Source organism: Neobacillus oceani (genome assembly GCF_046237595.1).
In the GTDB taxonomy this organism is placed as follows: Bacteria; Bacillota; Bacilli; order Bacillales; family Cytobacillaceae; genus Bacillus_D; species Bacillus_D oceani.
Window position 1 is genome coordinate 2,302,075 of the sequence record NZ_CP143543.1, and the last position, 24,958, is coordinate 2,327,032.

At 44.9% G+C, this 24,958-nt stretch carries 17 protein-coding genes; 15 read left to right on the top strand and 2 right to left on the bottom strand.

All coding sequences use genetic code 11. From position 1 onward, the window contains the following. Nucleotides 1-30 precede the first annotated feature (30 nt). Nucleotides 31-9,150 (top strand): carboxypeptidase regulatory-like domain-containing protein, encoded by a 9,120-nt coding sequence (locus V1499_RS11480; protein ID WP_409270032.1) that lies wholly within the window; start codon nt 31-33, stop codon nt 9,148-9,150. Between the two features lie 475 nt (nt 9,151-9,625). Here V1499_RS11480 and V1499_RS11485 read toward each other — a convergent pair whose 3' ends face one another. Beyond that, the gene (locus V1499_RS11485; RefSeq protein ID WP_316568919.1) at nt 9,626-9,820 is read right to left on the bottom strand and encodes an alpha/beta-type small acid-soluble spore protein; all 195 of its coding nucleotides are present in this window, start codon (nt 9,818-9,820) and stop codon (nt 9,626-9,628) included. Between the two features lie 887 nt (nt 9,821-10,707). Between V1499_RS11485 and V1499_RS11490 the strand changes: the two genes are divergently transcribed. From V1499_RS11490 to V1499_RS11540, 11 genes are all read left to right on the top strand, one after another. Next, on the top strand, nt 10,708-11,307 hold the full coding sequence (locus V1499_RS11490) for a cell wall hydrolase (protein WP_409270034.1): 600 nt from the start codon (nt 10,708-10,710) through the stop codon (nt 11,305-11,307). Nucleotides 11,308-11,429: 122 nt separating this feature from the next. Then, nucleotides 11,430-12,704, top strand: coding sequence for a VTT domain-containing protein (locus tag V1499_RS11495; protein ID WP_409270036.1), 1,275 nt, complete (start codon nt 11,430-11,432; stop codon nt 12,702-12,704). 234 nt (nt 12,705-12,938) lie between these two features. Beyond that, a complete protein-coding gene (locus V1499_RS11500; RefSeq protein ID WP_409270037.1) occupies nt 12,939-13,973 on the top strand; it encodes a hypothetical protein in 1,035 nt (344 codons plus the stop codon). Nucleotides 13,974-14,015: 42 nt separating this feature from the next. Beyond that, a complete protein-coding gene (locus V1499_RS11505) occupies nt 14,016-15,050 on the top strand; it encodes a hypothetical protein (RefSeq protein ID WP_409270039.1) in 1,035 nt (344 codons plus the stop codon). A 30-nt stretch (nt 15,051-15,080) separates the two neighbouring features. Continuing rightward, nucleotides 15,081-15,326 carry a hypothetical protein gene (locus tag V1499_RS11510; protein WP_409270041.1) on the top strand — a complete coding sequence of 82 codons (246 nt, stop codon included), beginning with the start codon at nt 15,081-15,083 and terminating at the stop codon, nt 15,324-15,326. A gap of 178 nt (nt 15,327-15,504) precedes the next feature. Then, a complete protein-coding gene (locus V1499_RS11515; protein ID WP_409270043.1) occupies nt 15,505-16,482 on the top strand; it encodes a hypothetical protein in 978 nt (325 codons plus the stop codon). Between the two features lie 14 nt (nt 16,483-16,496). Beyond that, nucleotides 16,497-17,549, top strand: coding sequence for a hypothetical protein (locus V1499_RS11520; RefSeq protein ID WP_409270044.1), 1,053 nt, complete (start codon nt 16,497-16,499; stop codon nt 17,547-17,549). A 152-nt stretch (nt 17,550-17,701) separates the two neighbouring features. Then, entirely contained in the window at nt 17,702-18,127 is a 426-nt protein-coding gene (locus tag V1499_RS11525; RefSeq protein WP_409270046.1) for a DMT family transporter, read from the top strand. A 50-nt stretch (nt 18,128-18,177) separates the two neighbouring features. Continuing rightward, on the top strand, nt 18,178-18,876 hold the full coding sequence (locus V1499_RS11530; RefSeq protein WP_409270048.1) for a Crp/Fnr family transcriptional regulator: 699 nt from the start codon (nt 18,178-18,180) through the stop codon (nt 18,874-18,876). 88 nt (nt 18,877-18,964) lie between these two features. Next, nucleotides 18,965-19,420 (top strand): DMT family transporter, encoded by a 456-nt coding sequence (locus tag V1499_RS11535; protein ID WP_409270050.1) that lies wholly within the window; start codon nt 18,965-18,967, stop codon nt 19,418-19,420. 164 nt (nt 19,421-19,584) lie between these two features. Continuing rightward, nucleotides 19,585-20,289 (top strand): YjjG family noncanonical pyrimidine nucleotidase, encoded by a 705-nt coding sequence (locus tag V1499_RS11540; RefSeq protein ID WP_409270052.1) that lies wholly within the window; start codon nt 19,585-19,587, stop codon nt 20,287-20,289. Between the two features lie 251 nt (nt 20,290-20,540). Here the strand turns inward: V1499_RS11540 and V1499_RS11545 are convergent, their stop codons facing one another. Beyond that, nucleotides 20,541-20,699, bottom strand: coding sequence for a hypothetical protein (locus V1499_RS11545; protein WP_409270054.1), 159 nt, complete (start codon nt 20,697-20,699; stop codon nt 20,541-20,543). A 340-nt stretch (nt 20,700-21,039) separates the two neighbouring features. Between V1499_RS11545 and V1499_RS11550 the strand changes: the two genes are divergently transcribed. The 3 genes from V1499_RS11550 to V1499_RS11560 all read left to right on the top strand — a co-directional run bounded on the left by V1499_RS11550 (nt 21,040) and on the right by V1499_RS11560 (nt 24,808). Next, nucleotides 21,040-21,900, top strand: coding sequence for a DMT family transporter (locus tag V1499_RS11550; protein WP_409276282.1), 861 nt, complete (start codon nt 21,040-21,042; stop codon nt 21,898-21,900). A gap of 94 nt (nt 21,901-21,994) precedes the next feature. Further along, entirely contained in the window at nt 21,995-22,705 is a 711-nt protein-coding gene (locus tag V1499_RS11555; protein ID WP_409270056.1) for an ankyrin repeat domain-containing protein, read from the top strand. Between the two features lie 216 nt (nt 22,706-22,921). Next, a complete protein-coding gene (locus V1499_RS11560; RefSeq protein ID WP_409270058.1) occupies nt 22,922-24,808 on the top strand; it encodes an LTA synthase family protein in 1,887 nt (628 codons plus the stop codon). Nucleotides 24,809-24,958 lie beyond the last annotated feature (150 nt).

Below are 24,958 nucleotides of genomic sequence, written 5' to 3' on the forward strand. Positions count from 1 at the left end.
GATTATCAAACTATTGGAGGTGCTATTTTATTGTCATTTTTACGTAAGAAAACAACGAGTAAGTGGTTTGCTGTCCTGTTGTCGTTTATGGTCCTGCTTTCGACGTTTGCTCCGCAGATTGCGCTTGCGGAAGCAAAACCAGGAAGTTTTTCCGAGGCAGATCTTCAGCTTGAAAAAAAGCGCGAGCAGGATGCGAGGGTCGATGACCTGAAACCGGGAGCGCCTGAAACAAACGAGGATTCCAACTCGAATGAGCTTCCCGACCTTCTAAAGGGCCTCGGGATCGAGCCGGCTCCGCTTGAACAGCCGGCAGCTCCCAAAGAAGAAGCAAAACTAGAAGAAGCCTTTCAAAAGAGCAATGAAGTAGACGTCATCATCCGAATGAAAGACCACCCTGACCTCCAGGCAATTTACCCCCAAGTGAAACAGAAGAAAGACCGTACTGATAAAATCAAGGCCATCAAAGAACACCTCACACAAAAAGCCAACAACTCGCAAAAAGGGCTCCAACAGGCACTCCAGGCAATGGAATCTAAAGGAAAAGCCAAGAAAAAGGAAACCCTTTGGATTATCAACGGCGTCTCCGCAACCCTTACAAAAGAAGCGTACGATGAAATGAAACAGCGGGAAGACGTCGCTGAAATTACAATGGACAAAATCCTGACTGTACCGGAAATCACCGTGGAAGATTCCAAGCCGCGGCTTCCTGAATGGGGCCTTGAAAAAATCTTCGCCACGAAGGTTTGGGGCCAATATGGCATAAAGGGCGAAGGGATTGTCGTCGGCATCATGGATAGCGGAGTTGACGGGAACCATGAAGCGCTGAAAAAGAACTACCGTGGCCGCGACGGCAACCACCAGTATTCCTGGATCGACGTTTCCGGCGATAAATACCAGACGCCGAACGACGGGAACGGACACGGCACGCATGTTGCCGGAACATCTGTAGGAGGCGGCGACGGCGAACCTATCGGCGTAGCGCCGGGAGCACAATGGATTGCGGCGAAAATTTTCAACGACAATGGATCGGCGACAACTTCGGGCATCCATCAGGCGTTCCAGTGGTTCTTGGCACCAGGCGGAGACCCATCGAAAGCGCCGCATGTTGTCAACAACTCATGGGGGAATTCGAATACATACAACCTCGAATTCTATGAAGATGTAAAAGCATGGATTGCGGCAGGCATTTTCCCATCCTTCGCAGCGGGGAATAACGGGCCAGGCTCCCAGACAATCGGATCGCCGGGAAGTTTCCCTGAGACGTTTGCCGTCGGAGCTACTGATGTTTATGACCAAACGGCTTCCTTCTCAAGCAGGGGACCGGTTTATTGGCAGGAAGGAAACGGCGAAACGAAACGCCTCATCAAGCCGGATATTTCCGCGCCGGGCCACCGGATTTACTCAGCTTGGCCAGGTAAGCTGAATAAAGGGAAATACAACACGATCAGCGGGACATCGATGGCGACACCGCACGTAACCGGGGCAATCGCGCTCCTTTACCAGGCAAATCCGAATCTAACCATTGATGATGTGAAAAAAATCCTCAAAGATACCGCCCGCAAGGATCCCCACATGGGAACCCTGCCGAACGATTCTTACGGAAGCGGGATCATCAACATCTACCAGGCAGTCACCGAAGCCGCGTATGCAGGTGAATTGAAAGGATCTGTGAAGAACAAAAAAGGCGAACCGATTTCAGCGAAATTGGCGATTCAGGCTGAAGGGTTATCCTATGACATCCCGGCATCCGGCAGCTTTTCTTTTAAAATAAGGGAAGGCACGCACAAGGTAATGGTTACGGCCTTCGGCTACAAGACGTACGAAGGGTCAGTGACCCTCAAAAAAGGACAGGTTACAACTGTAAACATCGTCCTGGATGACGCGGAAGCATATACGGTCAGCGGGAAAGTCGTTGATGAAGCCGGAAAAGGCGTTCCTTATGCGTTTATCCGGATGAAAAATACGCCTCTTTCCGCTATACGCACCGATGCCGCAGGCAACTTCACAATTCAAAGGGTACCTGCCTCAACCTACGGCATCCAGGTAACCGGTGAAGGAATTCAAGGAAAAGCGGAAGAAATCACCGTAAACAAAAATGTGGTGCTCGAGCTGAAAGTCCAGAAAGTGGCCTCCACACCAAATAAGCAATGGGGCATCGCGAACGGAAATGTTCAGCGGAATGCAGTTTCCGGTAACGCGATTGACGTCCATGCGCTTGAAAAAGGCTGGGAATACAGCACAGAAGGAAAAGGCGACATCCTCTTCTCGACGCCAGCTGCATCGGAAGGGAAAGTTGTTTTAACAACCGACAGGGGATGGGTCGTGGCGCTTGATTCCAAATCGGGGAAGGAGCAATGGGCCGTCAGGATTGGCAGCTCGAACCGCTCCTCGCCAACGATTGAAAACGGCACTGTTTACCTCTCCGGCGGTGCGGATGGAAGGATTTACGCGCTTGACCTGAAATCCGGCAGCATTAAATGGAACACGGTGGTCGGATCGATGGCAATTTACGAATCACCAGTTTATTACGAAGGCGTGCTATACGTATCATCCGATCTTACTGCCAACGCCCACTTGAACGCGTTGAACCCTGAAACCGGCAGCAAGCTGTGGAGCGTGAAACTTGGCGCGCCAACATATTTTGGCCCGAGTATCGGGAATGGCCTCCTGTATGTCGGCAGCTATGATAACCAGACAATCCGCGCCTTGAAACTATCAGACGGCACGGAAGTTTGGCAGAAGAAACTGTCCGGCGAAGGAATCGCATCTAAGCCGGTCTATGACAACGGAGTCATTTATTTTACAGGAATTAATTTTGACACGGACGGAGGTACCCTGTATGCATTTGATGCAGCGACCGGAGCTGAAAAATGGAGGGTCGCTTCCATAGGGGATACACAGGCTGCGTCGCCGATTGTGTACGAGAACATGGTCATCATGGGTTCTTCGGTACAGTCGAACCTGCGTGCGTTTGATAAGGTAACCGGGAAGGAAGTTTGGAGCAATACGACGCTTGGAACGGCCTTGAATAGCGGTTCCGTTACAGCGAACAGCTTGCTGTTCTTTGCTTCTACAAATGGAGCGGTTTCCGTTCTCGACGTCTACACTGGCGAGCGGCTGAAGGATATCATCCAGCCAACCTACAGTACATCCGGAATTCCGGTTATCCCGGGACAGGTTATTTTGCCGCATTTAAAAGGAGTCCAGAGCTACAATTCATCTGGTATCTTCGCCGGGTCCGTGAAAGATGCGAATGGCCAGCCTATTAAAGGGACGCTGACTGTCGAGGAAACCGGCGAGACAGCGACTGCCGGTGCGGACGGAAGCTTTATCCTGAAGCATACGCCTGGCGACTACACTGTCCTCGTTTCGCAATACGGGAAAAAGCAGGTAGCCGAGAAGCTCCAATTTGTAACCGGCTATACGTTCACAAAGAATTTCACGCTTGAGGATGCCAAAAAGGGATCGGTTTCGATTACCGTCAAGGATAAGCGGACCGGCAAACCGCTCGATGGCGTAACGGTTGATATGAAGGCAACAGGCATAAAAGGCGTGACGAATGACAGTGGTATTTTTGCCAAGGAAGACGTCTTCGAAGGAACGTGGGATATCGCATTCTCACTCGGAGGCTTTAAGGACGGTTCTGGTAAAATTACTGTCAAGCCTGGCGAAGCTGCAACGCTTACGTTTGACCTGCAGCCAATCGATGTTGCGGTTTTGAACGATTACAAAGGCCAAATCACCGCACTCCTTGAAGCGAATGGCTATCCGGCTGAAGAACGCGGCTGGGACGTGATCAAAGATATTAGCCGATACCAGGTTTTATACTTGAACGGCGCGTATGGATCGGACGGAGTGAAGCCGACCGAGGAGCAGGTTAAGAACTTAGTTGATGAAGCAAACAGGCATGATGTGAGCATTATTTTTACCGACCAATGGGGCCAAAATTATGGCTCGATCCACCAATTGAAGGATTATTTCAACAATCCGGGCGACCTTGGCCATAACTATGATGTTGGCGCGGTTTCCCTGAAGGTGGAGACCGAGCATCCAATCCTGAAGGGTTACAAGGCTGGAAGTGAAATTCCGCTTTTGATGCATGATGCGGACTTTGCCTGGTTCAATCATTATTCAGGCAGGACGATTGGTAAAATTGGCACAAACGAAATTGGCTATGTTGGTTCAGGCGTTGCCTACCAGGCCGTTTCGGAAAATAGCGCACACCTCCTGTTGTCAAGCTTCGCGTCTGCGCCATGGGAGACAACGGACGCCTGGCTGCTAGGCCAGAAGCAAATCCTATTGAACAGCCTGGACTATTTATATAGTTCGCAGTTCGGGAAAGTATCCGGGACTGTTGTGGACGCCGACGGAAACCCGATTGAAGCGACCATTGAAGTCGTCGAAACAGGCGTAAAGGCGAAAAGCAATACGAAAGGCGAGTTTGCGTTTTTCCATGACGAAGGCACCTTTACACTTGAGGTCCGCGGGAAAGGGCTTGGCACATTTACTGGCGAGTTCACTGCTGCGAAAGGCAAGCCTGCACAAGTTGCGGTGAAGCTCGGCAGATCTGAAAAGGGCACAATGTCAGGCGTCGTTACCGATGCGTTGACGAACCTTGAACTTCCAGGGGTAAAGGTGGCAGTGACGAATGCCGCCGGCGAAAAGGTTTTCGAAACCGAGTCCGCCACGAATGGCCGTTACGAAATCACCAGCCTTCAGGAGGAAACATATAAAATAGCCTTCACGAAAGAAGGTTATATTGCTTACTCTACAACGGTCGATATCGCCCGCCATACTGGGGACATCGATGTAAAGCTTCATACGATGCCGGCAGTGGCGGTGGTTGGCGACTACACTTCAAGTGCTACAAACTTTAAAGCATTCCTCAAGGAGTTCGGTATTTCTGCTGTCGATGTCTTGCCAGCCGACCTTCCGAAGCGAATGGCAGAATTCGATGTTGTGCTAATTAATGACCCGAGCAGTACTACATTTACAAAAACCGTTTTTGAAAATACTATGAAAGCCGCCGATGCAGCGGGGACTAGTGTGATTTTCGGTGAATCGTATTGGAGCAGTTCCGGCCTGAACCATGTGGTCAATTACAGGAAGGACCCGGAATCACGCACAACCTTCCGCAGCACTTCACAGGCAGCGGTATACAAAGTTCTTAAGGAACATCCAATTTTCAATGGTGCAAAAGCGGGCGATTCAATTAAGATTTTGGCTCCTGCCGCGAGTGCGGTTGCTTCTTTTAAAAATTACAGCGGCTATCCGATTGCGGAAATCGGCCTAGATGTGGCACCTGCAACAAACGGGGTTGGCTTGGCTTACAAGCCGAGAACAGAAACTAGTGTCGAGCTGCTAATGGGCGGTCATGGTTTCTCTTCTAACCATGGTGCAAACCAATACACGCCTGAAGGAAAACAAATAATGCTAAACGCTATCCTATGGGCAGCCAATGTGAAGTTCGAGACGATCAAGGGAACGATTCTTGATGAAAACGGGGAACCATTGAAGGCTGATATCAAAGTTGACGGCCATCCGTTTGCCACCCAATCCGATGCTGAAACGGGCACGTTCTCAATTGCACTCCTTAAAGGCGACTATGATGTGACCATCAGCGCATATGGATATGAAACAAAGACGGTTAAATTAAAGGCTGTAGTGGATGGGGAGCCGCAGACAATTTCAATGAAGGTTGCCGGAAATGTTGCTTCCATTGCTGGTACAGTCGAAAATGAAAGGGACGGAAATGCGATTCCGGGAGCAAAAGTTACACTGGTAGGCAAGCCGAGGTCCACAGAATCCAATACACAAGGACAGTTCAGCCTATCGAAAATCGAACCGGGAACGTATACGGTCCGGGTTGAAAAAGAAGGATTTGTAAGGAAAGACGTTCAAGTCACGGTTAAGGCCGGGGAAAAATTCCCTGTCAGCGTAAAGCTGAGGCCATCCCCAACGATCGGCATCATTGTTGATTTGACGGCTTCCGGAATGACGTTTAAACAGTATCTTGAGGAAAGGGGCTACAAAGTCGAATACCTGGACTTCAAGGATATTGACAAACTTGATGCGGTCGACCTTGTTTTCGCGAATTCAGATTACAAAAACGAAGTCATTCCAAAGAAAGCCGATTTCAAGGCTTTCCAGGAAGCCCTTGATAAAAAGCGGAAATCTGTCATTTGGACCGGCCAGGCTGGCGGTCGCGGCTCAATCCGATATTTGTGGGAATATGATGGCGATCCATCGGCTATTTTTGACGGTACGAATAAAACGGGATCAAAAGGGATCGTTGCGGAAGACCATCCTTTAGCGGCAGGCTATAAGGCTGGGGATGTGATTGAGATTCCTGGCAAAACCGGCTACTATTACGGATTTACTGGCTATTCCGGAAAGACGGTTATTGATTTTGAACAGGGACAGACCGGCCAGAAAGGGTCCATGGTCGCATACAAGGGACGGACTAGCGAATCCCTTGAAATTCTTCTCGCGAATATGACAATTAGCCACGTATTCCATCCAGGTGACCCGACTCTGTTTGACGCCGGAAGGGAAAAGCTGCTCATGAACGCGCTTGACTGGGCGCTAGCGGAAAAAGCTCCTCTCGTTGGGGAACTGCACGGCGTGATCAAAAACGAAAATGGCGTTCAGATAAAAGGGGAAGCGGCCATTAAAGAGACCGGCAAAAAGCTCGTTGTTGATGACGAGGGCAAATTCTTTACAGCGCTTGAAACCGGTACGTATACCCTTACCATAAAAGCGTTCGGCCACATCGAAAAAGATTTCACCGTTTCGATCAAGAATGGCCAGGTATTGGATGAAACCTTTGTCATCCAATCGGAAAATGCCGGCACCCTCAAAGGTAAAATCATTGACGTTGCCACGAAAGATTCAATTGAAGGTGCGTTAATTGAAGTCCTTGGAACCCCAGCGGTGGCGAAAACGAATGCGGCAGGTGAGTACGAACTGACATTGCCGAACGGAACATTCGAACTCCGTTTCAGCGCATCCGGCTACAAGCCAGTATTCGAAACGGTCCAGATTGCGGAAGGACAGGCGGTTTCTCTAAATGTATCGATGGTCACTTCCGAGAAAATCGCAGTCCTTGCCAATCCGACCAATGAAGCAAGAATCGCGCCGCTTCTGAATAAGTACGGATACGATTATGAATTTATTCCGTTTGCAAATTTTGAGTACCTGATTGAAAATATCGGCGATTACAAGCTCATCATTGCGAATGACATCTCCAGCACGATGAAGGAACGCTTCAAGGCAATGGTTGAAAAGGCGAATGAAAATGAAACGAGCATTATGTTCGTCGGTCAATTCGGTTCAGGCTCAATTAGCGAGCTTTCGAAGGCTTATGGCGATCCGCAAAAAATAACATCAAGTTTTGTGGATAAGGAACTCTTCATCCGTGTCGAACAGAACCACCCGATATTCCGCGGCTTCGAAGCGGGTAAGGAGGTTCTGCTGCTCCAGAATATTAAGGGTTCAGTCCAGTACTCTAATTTTGAAAATTACAGCGGTTCAACCCTGGGGACCATGACCAACCCAGTAAAAGGGAATGTTGGTTCATCGGTTGCGGTTAAGTTCAGTTCGTCCAATAGTGTCCATATTCTTCTGTCGGCCCTTCAAATTGGCATTTACGGAACTCCTGCAGACAGATGGACCGAAAATGCTGAAAAGCTTTACGTAAATGCCATCGACTATGCGCTGATTGCGAGCCAGGGTGAGATCAAAGGTTCTGTAACAGATGCCCAGGGCAAGCCGATTGCCAATGCTCTCGTCACAATCCCGGGCACAAATGTTAAAACCGCGACCAATTCGGCCGGGCTTTACCGGATTGGAATCGGAATCGGCAAGTACGACGTAAAGGTTCAAGCTCGCGGCTATGCCGAACAGACCGGCCACGTTGAAATTGTTGAAACCGGCAGCAGTGTCGACTTGAACTTTGTCCTTGAAGCAATTGAAGGATCAGACATCAAGGGCACGGTCGTCGATAAAAAGAATGGCGGACCTATCGTTGGGGCTTCAGTGACGCTCATTCCAAAGGACGATCCTAACTTTATCAGCGTCGCTAATAGTGGGGCGGACGGCTCATTCGTCTTTGAAAACCTTCTTCCGGGCGAGTATGTGGTGGAAGTTGCCATGGATGGCTATCTCCCAGCAATTGTCGAGGCAGCAATTGCAGACAAGGATGTGACAGTCCATCTTGAAATTAATGGAATTGAGGTGGCTGTCCTCGGCGACCATAATGGCGCTCTAAGCAGCTTCCTGAATGAACAGGGTATTTTTACTGAAGAAAGGGGCTGGGATATCCTTGGCCAGCTCAGCAAGTATGAAACTGTTGTTGTAAATACGAACAGCGGTACAAAGGAACAGGTTGACCAGCTAATCAAAGAAAGCAACGAGCAGAAAGTCAGCCTGATTTTCACAGGAACATGGGGAATGAAAGATGGCTCCATCCAGCTGCTCCAGCAAGCTTTGGGTACTCCTGAACCAGACCAGCAAGGCTACAATGAAGGCGCGGTTTACCTGAAAGCTCTTGGGGACCATCCGCTCTTCGGAGGCCTTCAGGCTGATGAAAATGGGCTGATTAAGATTCATAATGAAAAGAGCCCGTATGCCACTTTCAAAAATTACAGCGGAATCCCGCTCGCTGGATTGAACGTCGATGGCTCAGATAAGGGTACGGCAATTGCCTACGAATTCAGGGGCAAAGACCACATCCATTTGCTGCTATCCTCGTTCACTGCAACGAATATCATCGGACCTGAACACGGCTGGACTGCTGGAGGGAAACAGCTGTTTGCAAATGCGGTGCGCTGGTCGATGAGCGCAGAGCAGCAGGTGCCGGTCGCCCCATCATGGGATGCCGACAGCCTAATGGTAAAAGGCGAACCCGTTGTCCTGACCGGAAAAGCCGATCCATTGGCTACCGTGCATGTATACGAACAGGCAGGCAATAAACGGAATCATCTTGGCTCAGTAAAAGCCGCGATTAATGGAACGTTCTCGATACAGCTGGAACTTCCAAACGGCCAGCATTCTCTATTTGTTGCTGCTGAAAACTACGCCGGCATAACCGAGTCCCCGACCGCGATGAAGGTTATTGTCACCGGAAAACCGGAGAAGAAAGCCGGATAATGAGTAGAAATAGTTTGAGTGATTGGGCTTCCCTTAAAAAGGGGAGCTCTTTTTTTGATAAAATGCCCACCTACGTAGTTAGCTATTTTGGATAAGGGCAACAACTTTGACTATATTAGGGTATTTTTTCTGCTATATCCCGGAATTTTCAGGGTTAATCCGGGAATTTTTAGACTATACCCAGTAATTTTTTTGTGATATCCGGGAATTTTTGGGATTTATCCGGGGATTTTTCTACGATATCCGGGAATTTTGAATTTTATCCGGGATTTTTAGCACTATATTCGGGTCTGTCACTTTTTGGACACAAATACCGTGTGGTTGACGTTCAAAAAAGGGGTAGGATTGGCTCTCAAATCAGGATAAACGACATGGTACATCCAAGAAGCCGGTTTTCCATGGCTGGCCTTTCGTTCACATAAAAAGAAAAGAGGCTCCTTAAAAAGCGAGCCCCTTTATCCGCAACCAAACCGGGTTATTGACCTTGCCGGTTTCGCATTGCCTGTTCGCCCATTGCGACAAGACGCTTGGTCATTTCGCCGCCGACCGAACCGTTTGCCCTTGCGGTTGTGTCCGCACCAAGTTGTACTCCAAACTCATTGGCAATTTCTTCTTTCATTTGGTCAAGGGCGTTGCCCGAACCAGGAACCAAAAGTTTGTTTCTAGCCATGATCGATCACTCCCTATCAAGGATTTGAGCAAAAAATCTGCTCAGTTTTACTGTTTCCTATATGAACATGTTCATTCTTACTAAATGAAAATCCCACGACAGAGGACATTACTTCATTTCCTTAAAGGTTGTTTTTGTAAACTTATTATTAGTATGCAAAATATAATATAATAGTAATATAATATTTAAGCGGCAGGAGTGAATAAAATGGAATGGATAGGGTTCTTTTTTGGTGTATCTGCATTTTCTTTAGTTGTTCATCAGATGGAACAAATAAAAAAATTAGAGGTACGACTCGAAAAAATAGAGAAAGGTGAATAGCGGTTTATTCTTTAAAATTTTTCAAATGTCAAATTCAATAAACTTTTGGCTTTTTATCCTGCTCTAAAATTGTTTACTGCAATTGAGTTTGATTTTATGCTAGCTGAATTAAGCATTTGTTCCACCCGTTTTTAAAGGTTAAGCTTGTCAATTTTGATCCAACGCAACCAATACAGGTAGGGTTGGAAAATTGAACAAGAATGACATGGAAATCAACAGGATTGGAAAGATCACAACTTCTAAAATTACCAAAAAACAACATTAGGACTTGTTGAGATTTCCATTACATAAGCAATTCACCAGCTTATCTTTTACAAAAATACCCAACCTATTTGAAACATTCCCGTAACATTTTGTAAAAAACCATCCAACTCTTTCACCCATTGGTTAGTTCCTCCAGAATTGGTTGACGGGGAAAGTTTTTCCTGCTCTCTAACCAACTCGCTAACCTGAAGGGTTTGCAATGGGCGGCTTGTCTTTGTAAAATTTTGGGCGATGAATAAGTATATTACAGCTGATAGCCTAGTGGTAGAGACAACAACTGAAACTACTAGGGGGAAAGAAACATGAATAGATTTAAAAAACTAGTAATTGCAGCTGGGTTGATCTTTTCCATGTCAGCAACAATGATGGCAGGAACAACAGAGGCAGCAACGAATCACCAGGTAAAACCGGGTGAAACTTACTACAAAATCGCAGTAAAGTATGGTGTTCCAGTTAATAAGTTAATGAGTGAAAACAATGCGAAAAGCTCTGCTTTGAATGCAGGAAAGAGTCTTGTTATCCCAAAATCCGAAATTACAGCGGCTGAAAAAGATTTAATCGCACGCCTTGTCCGTGCGGAAGCAGTCGGAGAGCCGTATGCCGGAAAGGTAGCGGTTGCGACAGTTGTCCTGAACCGCGTTGCAAGCAAGGATTTCCCGAATACAGTAAGCGGTGTCGTTAATCAGGTTTCCAATGGCTATTATGCATTCACGCCAGTCAAGAATGGCCAAATCAACAAGCCTGCGGACGCGGAATCGAAAAGGGCTGTTAATGAAGCACTTGCTTTTAAAGGCCAGGGAAAAGGGAGCCTATTCTTCTATAACCCAAAAACAGCTGTAAGCAAATGGGTTTTCTCAAGGAAAACTACTGTCACAATTGGCAAGCACCGTTTCGCAATCTAAACATTACGTGAGCACCATCCTTCAAAGGGTGGTGCTCTTCATTTTTGGCGCAACTTTTACAAAGGGAAAATTCCGGGTAACGAAGAGTAGTGATGAATTTCCTTACTATACTGGAGGTTCCCATGTCCGATTTGTTATCCTTGTTCGAACAGTACAGCTACCTCATATTATTCATGGGTATTTTCCTGGAACTATTGGCGCTCCCGATTTCCGGGCAGCTGTTGATGGCGTATGCCGGCTATTTTGCCTACCTTGGAAAAATGAGCTTCCCTTTGGCCTTGCTGACAGCTTTCGGAGCAGCGGTTGCAGGAATTACAATCACGTATTTGATTGGAAGAACAGGAGGATACAAGCTAGTTGAGAAATATGGCCGCTATATCCATTTGACGCCCGAGAGATACGCAAAGACAGCGGCCTGGTACGAGCGTTCTGGTAAAATCCTGCTCGTTTTTTCTTATTTCATTCCGGGCGTGCGCCATTTTGCCGGTTATGTATCTGGAATTTCCAGGCTGTCGTTCCGGACGTTTGCGATACCCGCATATAGCGGCGCGTTTATATGGAGTTTCGGCTTTGTCACGCTAGGAAGAATTCTCGGACCAAAATGGGCGCTTTTCCATGATGCAGCCAGCGATTATTTTGTGTACTTTATCGCAGCCGGGGGCGTGGTGGCCGCAGGATTCCTTTTTTACCGCTATTTTAAGGACGAGATAAAGGACTTTTCAAAAAAGCTGTTGAAATGGGTCTTGGCTCACTCGAAAACGATTAGGGCGGCCGAATTTTTCCTAAGCACGATGGCGCTTGTTTTGGCAGTATTCGTAGTGTTGATGATTGGCTTGGCGGAAAATTATTTGCATGAGGAGTTTACACAGTTCAATACGGTAACGATATATGTTTTATCGAGGGCTGTTTATAAAAATGCAGTGGAAGGGTTTTCGGTCTTTGGCTCAGGCTATACACAGTTCTTTCTTCTTGCTGTGACAGTTTCGGTCGTCTGGGCGAAAAACAGAAACCGCGTCCTCGAATATTGTTTGCTGAGTGTAAGCATTATTGGGGCAAAGCTATTCCATGTTCTCGTTTTATTCATTTTCTCGACGCTAGGGTTAAGTGCTGTCCGATCGGCCGACTTTCCAGAGTTCAGTTCATTTATGATGATGGTTGTCTACGGATCGTGTTTGTACTTGCTCGCCAGGCATTCGGAACGGAACTTGGCACCAGTGGCGGCTGCATTGTCGGTATTATTTGTGCTACTGTCCTTAGGGGCTGCCAAAGTATTGGGCGGAGGCGTTTTACCCAGCGATATCGTCGGCGGCTATGTGTTCGGCGCTGTCTGGATATTTTTCAACTTCCTGCTATTTGAAATGATACGGATGATATTAAAAGAATTCAAGAAAGGCTGAAGCGTAGGGAGCTTTAGCCTTTTTATGTTGTGGAGGTTTGTGGCAAGGACCAATTTTACAAAAGCCGGTTGGGGAAAGACTTTGGCAAAAGGAAACGCCGAATTTCCCAAGCATTCTAGCCATTTTTTGGCTATTTGATTTCAAGAAAACCGAAAGTGTATTCTCGGAAATTATATTTCTTCAATTTTCCAAAAATGGTATCCTTTAAGTAGTAACATGAAATGGGGATGCTGGATGAAAAAATACATTTTTCCATTATTAATCATAATCGTATCGATTTTCTTTTTGAATAATGTCATCGATTCTGATGAAGAGAAAAAGCCGCCGAAAACCGAGGCTAAAATAATTCCGGTTCCCGAGCTTAGGGTGGCACAGGATAAGGCACAAGCAGCACTCCTTTATAAAGGGAAAAAGAATCCTAAAAAGCTGTCCAGGGATAAAGTAGAAAAAGCGGCAAGGGACTTAAAGCCGGTCGTCGCCATGCCTTATGAAGATGTGACGGTTTCTTTTTCAAAAATGCCGGGGGTTTTGTCGATCACTGAATGGAACAATGGCAAAGAAACGAAGGTAACCGATAGCAATATTATCCCAACTGTTGGGGCTCCCAGCTACAAATACTTTATTATTCGCGGAGAGTGGCTTAACGATGGCCAGGCAACCTATGTCGCCAAGGTTAGGGTGCCGAAAATTTATTCCTATCAGGATCTTTTAACGACAAGGGTGAATCACTATACAGTTATTGGCTTTTTTGATGAAGAAGATCAAGTAAAACAAATGCCGGCAAAGAACGGGAATCCTTTCGATATGGGGGAAGTCAGCGAACCGTTGGGGCATCTGATGTTTTCATTCCCTGAATTGTCTTTTGAAAAGCTGCCAACGTACTATGTTTTTGGTCAGGGAGAGGTTCCAATTCGTTTCGATGATTTCGAAGAGCTGACAACGTACCTAAGCGAAGGATTGGACTATGTATTCATCGGTGAATCCGAAAATTGGAAGATTGAAATGACGTCAACGCAAAAACTCGGGGAAGGGAAAATCGAAACAGCCGTAACCTATATCGGGGACGGCGAAACACCAGGTTGGGGCACCTCCTTGGGTCTGGCAAGCGCTTCATTCAATTTCCTAGAACCCGGATTCCCTCTCGACCAAAATGGAAGATACCTTTCCGTTTATAATGGCTTTCAACCGGTTTTAAAAACCGATTCCATTTTGGTGACAGTCAATTGGGACGGGAAGGAAGAACTTATTCATTTGAAGTTTATGGAATAGAGGAAATGCCGGCTGATTTTTAATAGAAAAGGAGAAGCGTTAATGAAAAAATCCCTTTTGCCAATCATCATCATCCTTCTGTCCATCTTCTTCATCAATACATTCATAAATGAAAAGGATGAAGATGAAGAAAAGATTGTAGGAAAAAGCTTTCCAGTTCCTGTAATGATTTCTGGGAACCAGACTGTAGAGCCGGAATTCCTTTTCGGTGGGGAGGGAAAGATTACGAAGGCGATGGTCGATAAAGCGGTTCAGAAGGCGCCAACCCTTAAAGTAAATCCATATGGCGAAGTGGTGGTTAATGTACCTGATCACTATGCACTAATTAAATTATCTGAATGGGATTTAAAGTCTGGAAAAGAAATACAGCAGTTCGAAAGGAATTTCATATCCGGAGAAGCAAACGAACCTGGGACCAGGGTTATCCTAATTCGTGCGGAAACGGAGGAAGCCTCCGCAGTATATGTCGGAAAAATAAATGTTTTAAAGCTGTACTCCTATCAGCAATTATTACACCCTTCCAGAGCTCTTTATACCATTCTAGTATTTTCGGAGGGCGAACCTGGAATAAGGGAGGTCCCATCCAGCAATGAAGACAAATATGTTATGCGTGAAATAAGTGCTCCTATTGCAGAATTCCGTGAACGGTACCCTGACCTTGAATTTAAAAGGCTACCCGCCATCTATGTGTTTCACCAGGGTGCAATTATTTTTAGAAGTAATGAAATGACGGAACTGCAATCTTTTATAACTGACTTGGCAACAATATTTTTCCGAGGAGAGAGCGAAAACTGGCAGGTTGAATTAAGGGCAAAGCAAAACATGTCTGAAGGAACAGGGGAACTATTCATTACGTATATAGGAAAGGAATCAAAGCCTGAGAGCGTTGACTTTCGATTGAGTAGCCGGGGGTGGAGCTGGGGAAGCGGCGCGAACAAGTTGGATGATACGGGTAAAATTTTCTCTTCCATCGATTTGAGATTTATTTTATCCGAAAGCGATTCAATACCAATGGAACTAACTTGGGATGGGAAAAAAGAAGAAATCATCCTTGCTTATAGGAAAACTCCGTACTGAAAGGAGGGGCTTTAGATTAAAAAGTCCTTATTGCCGGCCGCAATCATCATTCTATCAATTTTCTTCCTAAATACGTTTATTGATACTGAAAAAGAGGAGCGGATTGAAGCGAAGGACAGCGAAGAACAAATTAGGAAAGCATTTGACTCAATGGTGGTGACTGTTTACTTCAACAACGGGGGGGAAAAATGCGTTGAAGGAATACAAACTTGGGGATTACTTGAGTTTCGGAGAGTAACTGAGCAGACGTTGGTTATCGGTTTCTGGAAAATGTGATATTCATCAATACATGAGTAACAACTGTCTGAATCGGATTTGAAAAACCGGGAAGGAAATCAATAAGTTTAGGGAAGTTCATTTCTGGGACGGCAAACGAACATGGGACCAAGAACGGAAGGAGGGATGTAAGATTAAAAAGTACATTCTGCCTGCAGCGATTATAATCCTATCAATTTTGGTTTTAAATACATTCATTGATAAAAGTGAAAAAGAGGAGCGCCTTGAAGCAGCGGCCAGCGAGGCACCAGAGGTCCTCTCTGGTAGTAAAAAAATAAAGTCTGTTTTTCTTACTAAAGGCGAACGAACAATTACGAAGAAGATGGTTGAGAATGCGGCAAAAAAATCTCGTGTTCTTGATCTTGAACCATACCAAAGTGCGACTATCCAATTGGCTGCTAACCAAACGAGGATGGTTTTAGGAGAATGGGATTCAAAGGCAGGGAAAGAAATTCAAGAACCGGACTGGTATCAAATTGAAGGGACGGTAAACAGGCTGGATACGAGGATTTTCCTGATTCACGTTGAAACGGACGGTGGAAAGGCGACATACCTGACTAAAGTAAAGGTGAAGAAATGGCACTCCTACCAGGAATTGCTTAATCCCGATTTTAATGGCTATACACTTATTGTTTTTTCAAGCGAAGCAACGGGAATCGGCGATTTGGCCCTCAATTCGCAAAAGTATACTAGTCATGAAGTGAAGGGGACACTCCCGGAAATTCAGGAAAAGTACCCCGAACTTGAAATAAGGAATCTCCCTACCGCTTTTATCATAAATGGGATGACGGTTATTTTTAAAAGCGAGGATATAAGTGAGCTGCGCACCTTGATTACCGACGTCAAAACGTTTGAATTCGTGGGTGAAAATGAAAATTGGCACGTTGTGCTAGAGGGAAAACAAACCCTCTCACGTAGGGATGCCGAGTTCTTTATAACTTATAGAGGAAACGAAGATATTACCGGAGATATCGACGTTACTCTAAACGGGGACAATTGGGGCTGGGGCCCTGGAGCTGTTATGCCGCTGTCAGACACTCTTACTATTTCTGGTAAAACCCCCGTTTTTCTGTCCAAATCGGATAAACTTTCCGTTGTTCTTAGATGGGACGGCAAAGAAGAACAGATTGCTCTTGAGTTTAAAGGGGAGAAATGATTTTTTAATAGGGGGTGGTCCGGATAAAAAAATACATTCTTCCAGCGGCCATTGTTTTGCTATCGATCTTCTTTTTGAATAACGAAATCAATCCAAAAAAAGAAGATAAGCCAACCATAAATGAAAGAATGCTCCCGGATTTGAAACTCGCTACCCCGTCGGGTGGTAAGGCTGAGCCTGTATTATTAGCAAGGGAAATAATTGAACCCAGTAAGCTGTCAAGGGAGTCAGTTGCCGAAGCAGCAAGAAATGCAGATGCTTTGTTAATTGAGCCTTACTCTGAAGTGGGTCTTATTTTTCCAAAGGGAGAAAAAAGCCTCTCCGTCACGGAGTGGGACCGGAAAACCGGTAAAGAGTCGGAAAAATTGCCTAATAATAGTTTCCAGGCTGGAGGCCAATCCGCAGTCAAGATTTTTATTATCAGGGTAGATTGGCCGGAATCCGGGCCGGCAACATATGTAGCAAGAGTCAGAATCAAAAAAATGTATTCCTATCAGGACCTTTTTTCTAGGGACAGAGAAAAATACACCGTATTAAAGCTGCTGCCTGAGGATGATAAAGAAATGGGTTTACCGCCTCTTAGTACCCCCCTTTATGACGAACGTAGAATTGGAGGGACACTTGAACTGCTTCAACGAACATTTCCGGAGCTGGGAATTTCGAAATTGCCTACATATTTTGTATTTCATAAAGGAATAAAAATTGCGGCCACCGAGGATGAATCCGAACTCCAACGATTCCTGACCGAAAGCACAACGATAACGCACGCTGGCCAGGGCGAGAATTGGGAAGCAGAGTTCATATCGAAGCAAGAGTTGGGAAAAGGGTTAGCCATCCTATCGGTAAAGTATATTGGAAATGAAGAAGTTCCACCAAGTAACATTCCGCTAACCATTCAGGGAACAGAGTGGAATCTGAATAGGTATATCGAAAATCTGGATGAAAATCTCCAGGGGATTTTTTCTATCGAGTTTGAGCAGTTGGTAAGAAAAGAGGACAACCTCGGCCTCGCAATAAAGTGGACCGGAAAGGAAGAAACGGTTTATCTTTCAGGTAAAAATAAATAACCGATGATTAAAGCTGCCTTCTTGTTGGCGGCTTTTTAAAATGGAAATATAGAATCCTTTTTTATAATTTTTTCTGTTGAGGACATATGTCCTTTGCAAATATGCGGGCCGAGATTCATAATAGGCTCATGACAGACTTGGGAGAGTATAACATGAAAGGTGTTTTATTTGCTTTAATGGGCGGGGCATTTATTACGTTGCAAAGTGTCGCCAATGCGCGGATCAGCCAGGATATCGGCATGTGGCAAACGGCCACGCTAACTCAGCTTACCGGCTTTCTTACGGCCCTGCTGATACTGCTGGCCACCAAAGACCGGAATTGGCGTGAATTCAAAAACGTGAAACCGCTTTACCTGCTTGGTGGCGCTTTGGCCGCTTTGATTTTATCGAGTAATGTGGTGGCGATTCAACTCGTTGGCGTGACGGTGACGACTTCTGCGACGCTGATTGCCCAGCTCGGTGCCGCATTTATTATTGATGGCAAGGGCATTTTTGAAGTGCCGAAGCAAGACATGAAGCTACCTCAATTCATTGGAATCGGGCTCATGATAGTTGGCGTTATGATTTTACAATTTTAAAAGATTGAAAATATCCCGTAAAATTTTTCTCTACCTGGGGGAGGGCGGCTATGCAGGAATTGCTTGACCGTGATCAAATAGTTAGCATTCTGGAGGAACACGGGCTCCAGCAAATTTTCATAGATACTTTAAAGCCTCATCTAAGGCTCTACAGTTTCGAACAGGGGGAACTCGTATGTTCCCAAGGGGACCGTTCGGAATATTTGTATGTGCTCGTAAAAGGAAAAATCAAAATATTTACCACCTCGCCTGAAGGCCGAACATTGATTCTTTCCTTTAGGACCCCGCTTGAAATCATTGGGGACATTGAATACATACAAAAGCGGGACATCATCAACACGGTAGAGGCGATTTCGCCGGCGTTTTTCCTCGGCATCCATTATCGCTGGTTGGAAAAATACGCGGAAAACCACGCGCCGTTTCTGAAATTCAAGCTTGGCATAATTACCGAAAAATTTTATGCGAATTCACACGCAGCGAATTTTAATTTGATGTATCCCGTTGAAGTCCGTCTCGCCAGCTACCTTCTTTCTGTATCGGTTGGTGAATCGCCCGCAGGATTTGCAGGGCAGCTGAGTACTGAAGAGCTCTCCGATGCGGCGAACCTGATTGGTACAAGCTACCGGCATATGAACCGGGTGATCCTTAAATTTAGCGAAGCAGGTCTTGTTGAAAGGAAAAACGGATACGTCCGGATCATTGACCGGGAAGGCTTGCAAGGGGTAGCTAGCCGGAATATATACGAGTAGGAATTTTTTAAATGTTTAAAGGCATTTTTATAAAAAAAGCCCAGTTCTTTACGTTGTCAATAGTACGTATTTAAGAGGAGAGTGCATCATGATCACCGGACTCGTTTTGGCGGCTGTATCCGGGGCGCTGCTCAGCGTCCAAAATGTCTTTAATAGCAAAGTTAGCTTCCTCGCGGGAACGAAGTCGACAACAGCGCTCGTGCTGTTCCTTGGCTTTCTCGCTTCGTTTTTGATTGGCATCGCGGTTGAAGGGAAATCGATGTTCGCGCTGCAAAATATGCAGCCTTGGTACTGGTTTAGCGGGATGTTAGGAGTTGGGGTAGTCGTTTCCGTAGTACAAGCGGTTATGCGGCTTGGCCCGACATATGGAATTTCAATTGTGATGGTTTCGCAGCTCGTGTACGCGCTGATTACGGATTCACTCGGACTGATGGGACTTGAAAAAGTGGCTTTCTCGGGAAAGCATATTGTAGGAGTACTAGTTATTGTGGCCGGAATCCTTGTTTTCAAGTTTGGCGGCGTCCGGAAAGCTGACAAAGCTTAATCCGCGAAGCAAGGTTCTTAGAGAGCGCTTTTTTAAATCCTTGTCGACGCCAGACCGAGCAATTTTTTTCAAATGGAACGGCGTGTTTTTTTAATAGGATACCCCGCCATTTTTCCACATTAACTCATGGACATTGTGCAATTTTCAAAAAGGGGGAGTTATGGATGAAGAAGTACAAGACGCTGCTTTTCGATGTCGATGACACGCTACTTGATTTCGCTGCGGCAGAAAAGATCGCGTTGAAGATGCTGCTTGAAGGGCAAAAAATCGTGGTGACTCCCGAAATTGAAGCATTGTATAAGAAGGTGAACAGCGGGTTATGGACTGCGTTCGAGGAAGGAAAGCTTAGGAGAGATGAGGTTGTGAATACCCGCTTTGCGCATTTTTTCCGGGAAATCGGGCGGGAGGTTGACGGTGCTGAGCTTGAGGTAAGCTACCGGGCCTATTTGGATAAAGGGCATGACTTGCTGGACGGTGCGTTTGAGTTGATTACAGATCTTCAGGGGAGGTTTGATTTGTATATCGTGACGAATGGCGTTTCGCGGACACAGTACAGGCGCCTGCAAGATTCAGGATTGCTGCCATTGTTTAAAAGAATTTTTGTTTCCGAGGATACAGGCTACCAGAAGCCGATGAAGGAATTTTTTGATTTCGTGTTCTCACGGATCCCTGAGATTTCGATTGAGGAAACAATGATTATAGGTGATTCGTTGAGTTCCGATATAAAGGGCGGCAACCAGGCGGGGATCGATACATGCTGGTTTAACCCGCTGATGAAGGCGAACCGGACGGGGATCGCTCCGACGTATGAGATTCACAGCCTGGCGGAGCTTTATCGGATTCTGGGTGTGGAATTTACTAAGGAGTAGTGTTGTTCGGTTTTTGTAAAAAGGCCGCTTTTTCAATAACTGTTGTAAAAACCTGGATTACCCGAGTTACTCCATGTTTGGACAGAGACTTAAAAATCGCTGCCTCAGTGTCCAAAGGTCTCGTGTTGTACGCATACACTACACAATGAAACTCGATTAGAATCCTAAAATGTTCATAAAAACTATCCAACTAGCTATCTTCCAAAAAGTAAGGCACCCGGCAATCCTTCTAAGGGGCCGGGCGCCTTTCGTTATTTATTCAGCGAGGTATTTTCGATGGCTACTATTGTATGTTTCTTCTCAATTTCAAAGACCAGTTCATAGATATCGGATATGCGGTCACCTGACAGCTTTTTTGTTCGCGGTCTTTCCTCGCCTTTTTTGATATACGTTACAAGATATTGCGGCATGCGATTTTCCACCCGGCCCTTCTTGTGAGTAGGATTTGTACAACCTTTACCCATTGCAACGATGAATATAACAGCAGTTTAGCAAAAATTGTCGATTCAGTTTTTGAATTTTACACGCCGGGTTGCCTACAAGATTTCAGCCGTTACGAAGGATCGCTGTACATATTCCTGAATGAATGTCCTTTAAAAATACCGTTTACTATATACTTTAAAGTGTTTTCATTATATAAATATTTTAGGATAATTTAATCTTCAATAGCGGGTTTCTATTAAAAAACCAGAATAACCGATGCAGCTTAGAGACAGGGGAGAGTTGGAAGTGCGCGCAAAGGGACTTGCTATGATTGTGATAGGCGCGATGTTGTGGGGGACAACCGGGCCAATAATGGAATGGATTTTATCTGAAACCACTATTACGGTACCATTTATGCTGAGCATCAGGATGGTGGTTGCCGGCGTGGTGATATTGGGAACATTGTTGCTTATGAAGAAGCCGGTGCTTGCGGTATGGAAAAACCGTTATTGGGCGAAACAGCTTGTGATATACAGCATTTTTGGCATGCTAGGGGTCCAGTACACTTTCGTGGCCTCCATTCATGCGAGCAACGCTGTCATGGCGACGCTCATGCAATTTTCCGCGCCGATTTTTATCATTATTTTCGTATCGGTAAAAGCTCGGAAGTTTCCGCCGGCTTATCAGGTGATTGGTATACTCGGAACGCTTACGGGGCTTTTCCTGCTTTTGACGAATGGCTCATTCAATAATCTCTTGGTCAGCAAAGAAGCACTGATTTGGGGATTACTTCTCGGGTTGACGTTTACTTTCTACACACTCCATCCAATTCGCTTGATGAATGAATGGGGCGTATTGATTGTCATTGGCTGGGGGATGCTGGTCGCTGGGGTTGTCCTTAGTTTTGCCAGCCAGATTTGGAAGACAGGTGAATGGAGCGAGCTTGCCGAACCGAAAATACTCGTATTGATGATAGTGCTGATAATTTTTGGAACAGCCGCATTCGTCCTATTCCTCGGCAGCCTGAAATATATCACTCCTGTTGAGAACAGCGTACTATCCAGTATCGAACCGCTGACCGCGATGCTCGTCTCGGCCGTCTGGCTCGGCGCCACGCTTAAGGGCATCCAGCTGCTAGGAGCGTTCCTCATGCTCGTATTTGTCATTAGGCTTTCTTTGAAAAAATAAGATCCTGACAAGGTTGCAAACTATTTATACGAAACTATTTTTACCAAAAGGTATAATGGTTTTAATCAACTTCCTTAGAAAAGGAGCTGACGCTTTGAGGAAATGGGTGGGAGCCTTGGTGGCGGGGGTTTTGCTGCTTTCAGGGTGCGGTTTTGATAAAGACAGCCATCCGGTTCAAGATGAAAAGGGGAGTGAAAACGTGGAAAAAGGGTTGAATGAGCAGTTGCTTGCCGCGGCCGAACGCGGAGATGTGGATGAAATCAGCCGCCTGATTGAGAAGGGTGCAAATATTAATGCCCAAGATCCGAACGGCCGGACTCCGGTCATGATTGCTACATACAACAATGATGTAACTGCGGCGAAAGTATTGATTGACGCTGGAGCTGACGTGGACATTCGCGATAATATGAAAAACAATGTGTTTTTGTATGCTGGAGCTGAAGGATATATCGATATCTTGAAGCTTGCAATAAAAGCAGGCGCGGACCCTCACATTACGAACCGCTATGGCGGGGTTGCGGTTATTCCCGCAGCGGAGCGGGGGCACGTCGATGTTGTGGAATTGCTTCTAACCGAAACGGATATTAATGTGAATCATGTAAACAATCTCGGCTGGACAGCGCTCATTGAAGCAATCATTTTGAACAACGGCGGCAAACGGCAGCAGGAAATCATCGGGCTTCTCATTGACCATGGTGCCGATGTAAACATTCCGGATGGCGATGGCGTGACGCCGCTAGAGCATACTCGGGAAAAAGGATTTAAAGAAATTGAAAAAATGCTAGTCAAGGCAGGCGCTAAATAGTGCCTGCCTTTTCGTTTATAAAAGTATAATTCCTTGCATGTTTTATATATACAGTGTATCATCTTCATTTTTCTGCTATATCAATTTGGATTTTATTGCATTTGAATATCTTTCGAAATGTTAGTAAATTAATCCCTATAGGAAAACTAATTTAGTATATGAATATAATTTTTAACTCTAACTTTAATTTAAGAAACTAAAGGAGTCATTTTATTAATGGACAGTTCAATACACCCTGATAAACACGCCCACACGGATCCTGTAGACAAGGTCCATGATGAAGAATATACACTTTTCAAAACATACTTTTTCGTATTTTTAATTCTTTTCATAATAAAAAGAGTTGCTTTCAATACCGTGATTTTTTCGGAATTTAGCATTCGCTACTTTTTCGGACTGGAAATTGTTACTGTGATAAGCTTTTTCCTGTTCGTGGAGTTACTATTTAAAAGGAAGAAATTATGGGGATACTTCATTTTTAATCTACTTTCTTCTATCTTCTTTATAGTCGTTATTCTATATCACAGTTATTATGGAACTCTTCCCAGCTATCACGTTCTGTATCAACTTTCCGAAGCAGGCAAAGTAGGCGAAAGTATTGGGGCGTTATTAAATCCCGCTTATTTTTTATTTATGCTTGATACAGTAATCCTGGGATTATTGCTTAAAAAATTCGACTTTAAAACGGATATTTTTACTACGATTAAACCAAGAAAGCTGTTTATCAGTTTTCTCGTTTTTTGTATTTTTTCTATAGCCGTACCAATCACTCATGCTTCGGAAATAGCGAAAGATAGGAACAAAAAAATTCAAGGCATGGGTATTGTCAATTATCAATTTGCAAGTATTTATAGTCAACTTTTTGCTGAACCGGTAATTACTGATGCCAATCAAATCAATAATGATCTAATAAGTAAAACCAAGGGAATAAAAGATATAACAAACCCTGAATTCTTTGGAGCAGCCAAGGATATGAATGTCATCATGGTCCAGTTGGAAGCTTTTCAAAATTTCCCTATAGGCAGAGAAATTAATGGGAATGAAATAACACCAGTATTAAATCAATTGACTAGTGAAAGTTTTTATTTCACCAATTTTTATCAACAAATTTCTCAGGGAAATACAGTGGATGCGGAGTTTTTAGTTAATACTTCACTTTACCCTTCCGGACAATACGTTACTGCCAAGCGATATGCTGAAAAAGAAATTCCAAGTTTACCTAGGCTATTAAAGGGCATTGGATACCAAACAGCAACGTTGCACACCAATGATAAAGAGTTTTATAACAGAGGGGAATTTTATAAGGCTTTAGGTTTTGATCGAGTATACGACAAAGAGTTTTTTGGCGAAGACCGCACCTTGCTATTTGGCGAAATAGATGAACTGCTTTATCGAGACTCAATCAATGAGTTGGTCAAACTAAGCGAAAACAATAACAGGTTTTACGCGCATTACATCGCAATGTCTAGCCACCATCCTTTTAAAATGCCTAAAGATTTACAGAAACTGAATCTACCAAAAGGGTATGAAGGGACTTTATTAGGGGATTATCTGCAATCCATCCATTATGCCGATTTTGCTCTAGGCGTACTAGTGGAAGAATTAAAGAAAAATAACTTATGGGATAATACGCTCCTGGTTATTTATGGAGACCACTTCGCGATTCATTCCGATACTGTTCAGAACAAAGATAAAGCAATGTTAGAAGACTTTATTGGAGAACCGTATACGAAATTAACAATGATGAATACACCTTTAATCATCAAGGTTCCAGGAATAGAAGGCGAAAAGAGGAATAACGTAGGAGGACAAGTTGATATTTTGCCGACAATAACAAATTTATTAGGCATGAATATTAATTCGGTTCATTTTGGCCAGGACCTGCTTAATGCTCAACCGAATCTGCTGCCTCAGAGGTTTTATATGGAAAACGGCTCATATATCAACGACAATGTCATGTATTCATCCTCCGATTCTAAAACACTTTCCTTAAACGGAACGGCAAGCGGATTTGAAAAAAATCAAATCGAAGAAGATTACAATAAAACACTTAGACTACTCGAATACTCCGACCTTTACCTTGAAAATTTACCAAATAGATAAAGCGAAATAGAGTCTTTTATGAAAGCAGCCGTACTATGGGCTGCTTTTTTTCAATTCAGTTTTGATTTTGTTTTTCATTTATAATTAAGATAGAATAATCGTCGAATGCGTAAATTTTTCCTGTTATGCTATCTTGTTCGTAGTAAAAAC

What these genes read in the sequence shown, in the direction of transcription:
- V1499_RS11500 (WP_409270037.1), top strand. Translation starts at nt 12,939, where the DNA reads ATGAAAAAATACATTTTTCCATTATTAATCATAATCGTATCGATTTTC.
- V1499_RS11485 (WP_316568919.1), bottom strand. Translation starts at nt 9,820, where the DNA reads ATGGCTAGAAACAAACTTTTGGTTCCTGGTTCGGGCAACGCCCTTGAC.
- V1499_RS11560 (WP_409270058.1), top strand. Translation starts at nt 22,922, where the DNA reads ATGGACAGTTCAATACACCCTGATAAACACGCCCACACGGATCCTGTA.
- V1499_RS11490 (WP_409270034.1), top strand. Translation starts at nt 10,708, where the DNA reads ATGAATAGATTTAAAAAACTAGTAATTGCAGCTGGGTTGATCTTTTCC.
- V1499_RS11495 (WP_409270036.1), top strand. Translation starts at nt 11,430, where the DNA reads ATGTCCGATTTGTTATCCTTGTTCGAACAGTACAGCTACCTCATATTA.
- V1499_RS11550 (WP_409276282.1), top strand. Translation starts at nt 21,040, where the DNA reads ATGATTGTGATAGGCGCGATGTTGTGGGGGACAACCGGGCCAATAATG.
- V1499_RS11545 (WP_409270054.1), bottom strand. Translation starts at nt 20,699, where the DNA reads ATGCCGCAATATCTTGTAACGTATATCAAAAAAGGCGAGGAAAGACCG.
- V1499_RS11505 (WP_409270039.1), top strand. Translation starts at nt 14,016, where the DNA reads ATGAAAAAATCCCTTTTGCCAATCATCATCATCCTTCTGTCCATCTTC.
- V1499_RS11530 (WP_409270048.1), top strand. Translation starts at nt 18,178, where the DNA reads ATGCAGGAATTGCTTGACCGTGATCAAATAGTTAGCATTCTGGAGGAA.
- V1499_RS11535 (WP_409270050.1), top strand. Translation starts at nt 18,965, where the DNA reads ATGATCACCGGACTCGTTTTGGCGGCTGTATCCGGGGCGCTGCTCAGC.
- V1499_RS11540 (WP_409270052.1), top strand. Translation starts at nt 19,585, where the DNA reads ATGAAGAAGTACAAGACGCTGCTTTTCGATGTCGATGACACGCTACTT.
- V1499_RS11525 (WP_409270046.1), top strand. Translation starts at nt 17,702, where the DNA reads ATGAAAGGTGTTTTATTTGCTTTAATGGGCGGGGCATTTATTACGTTG.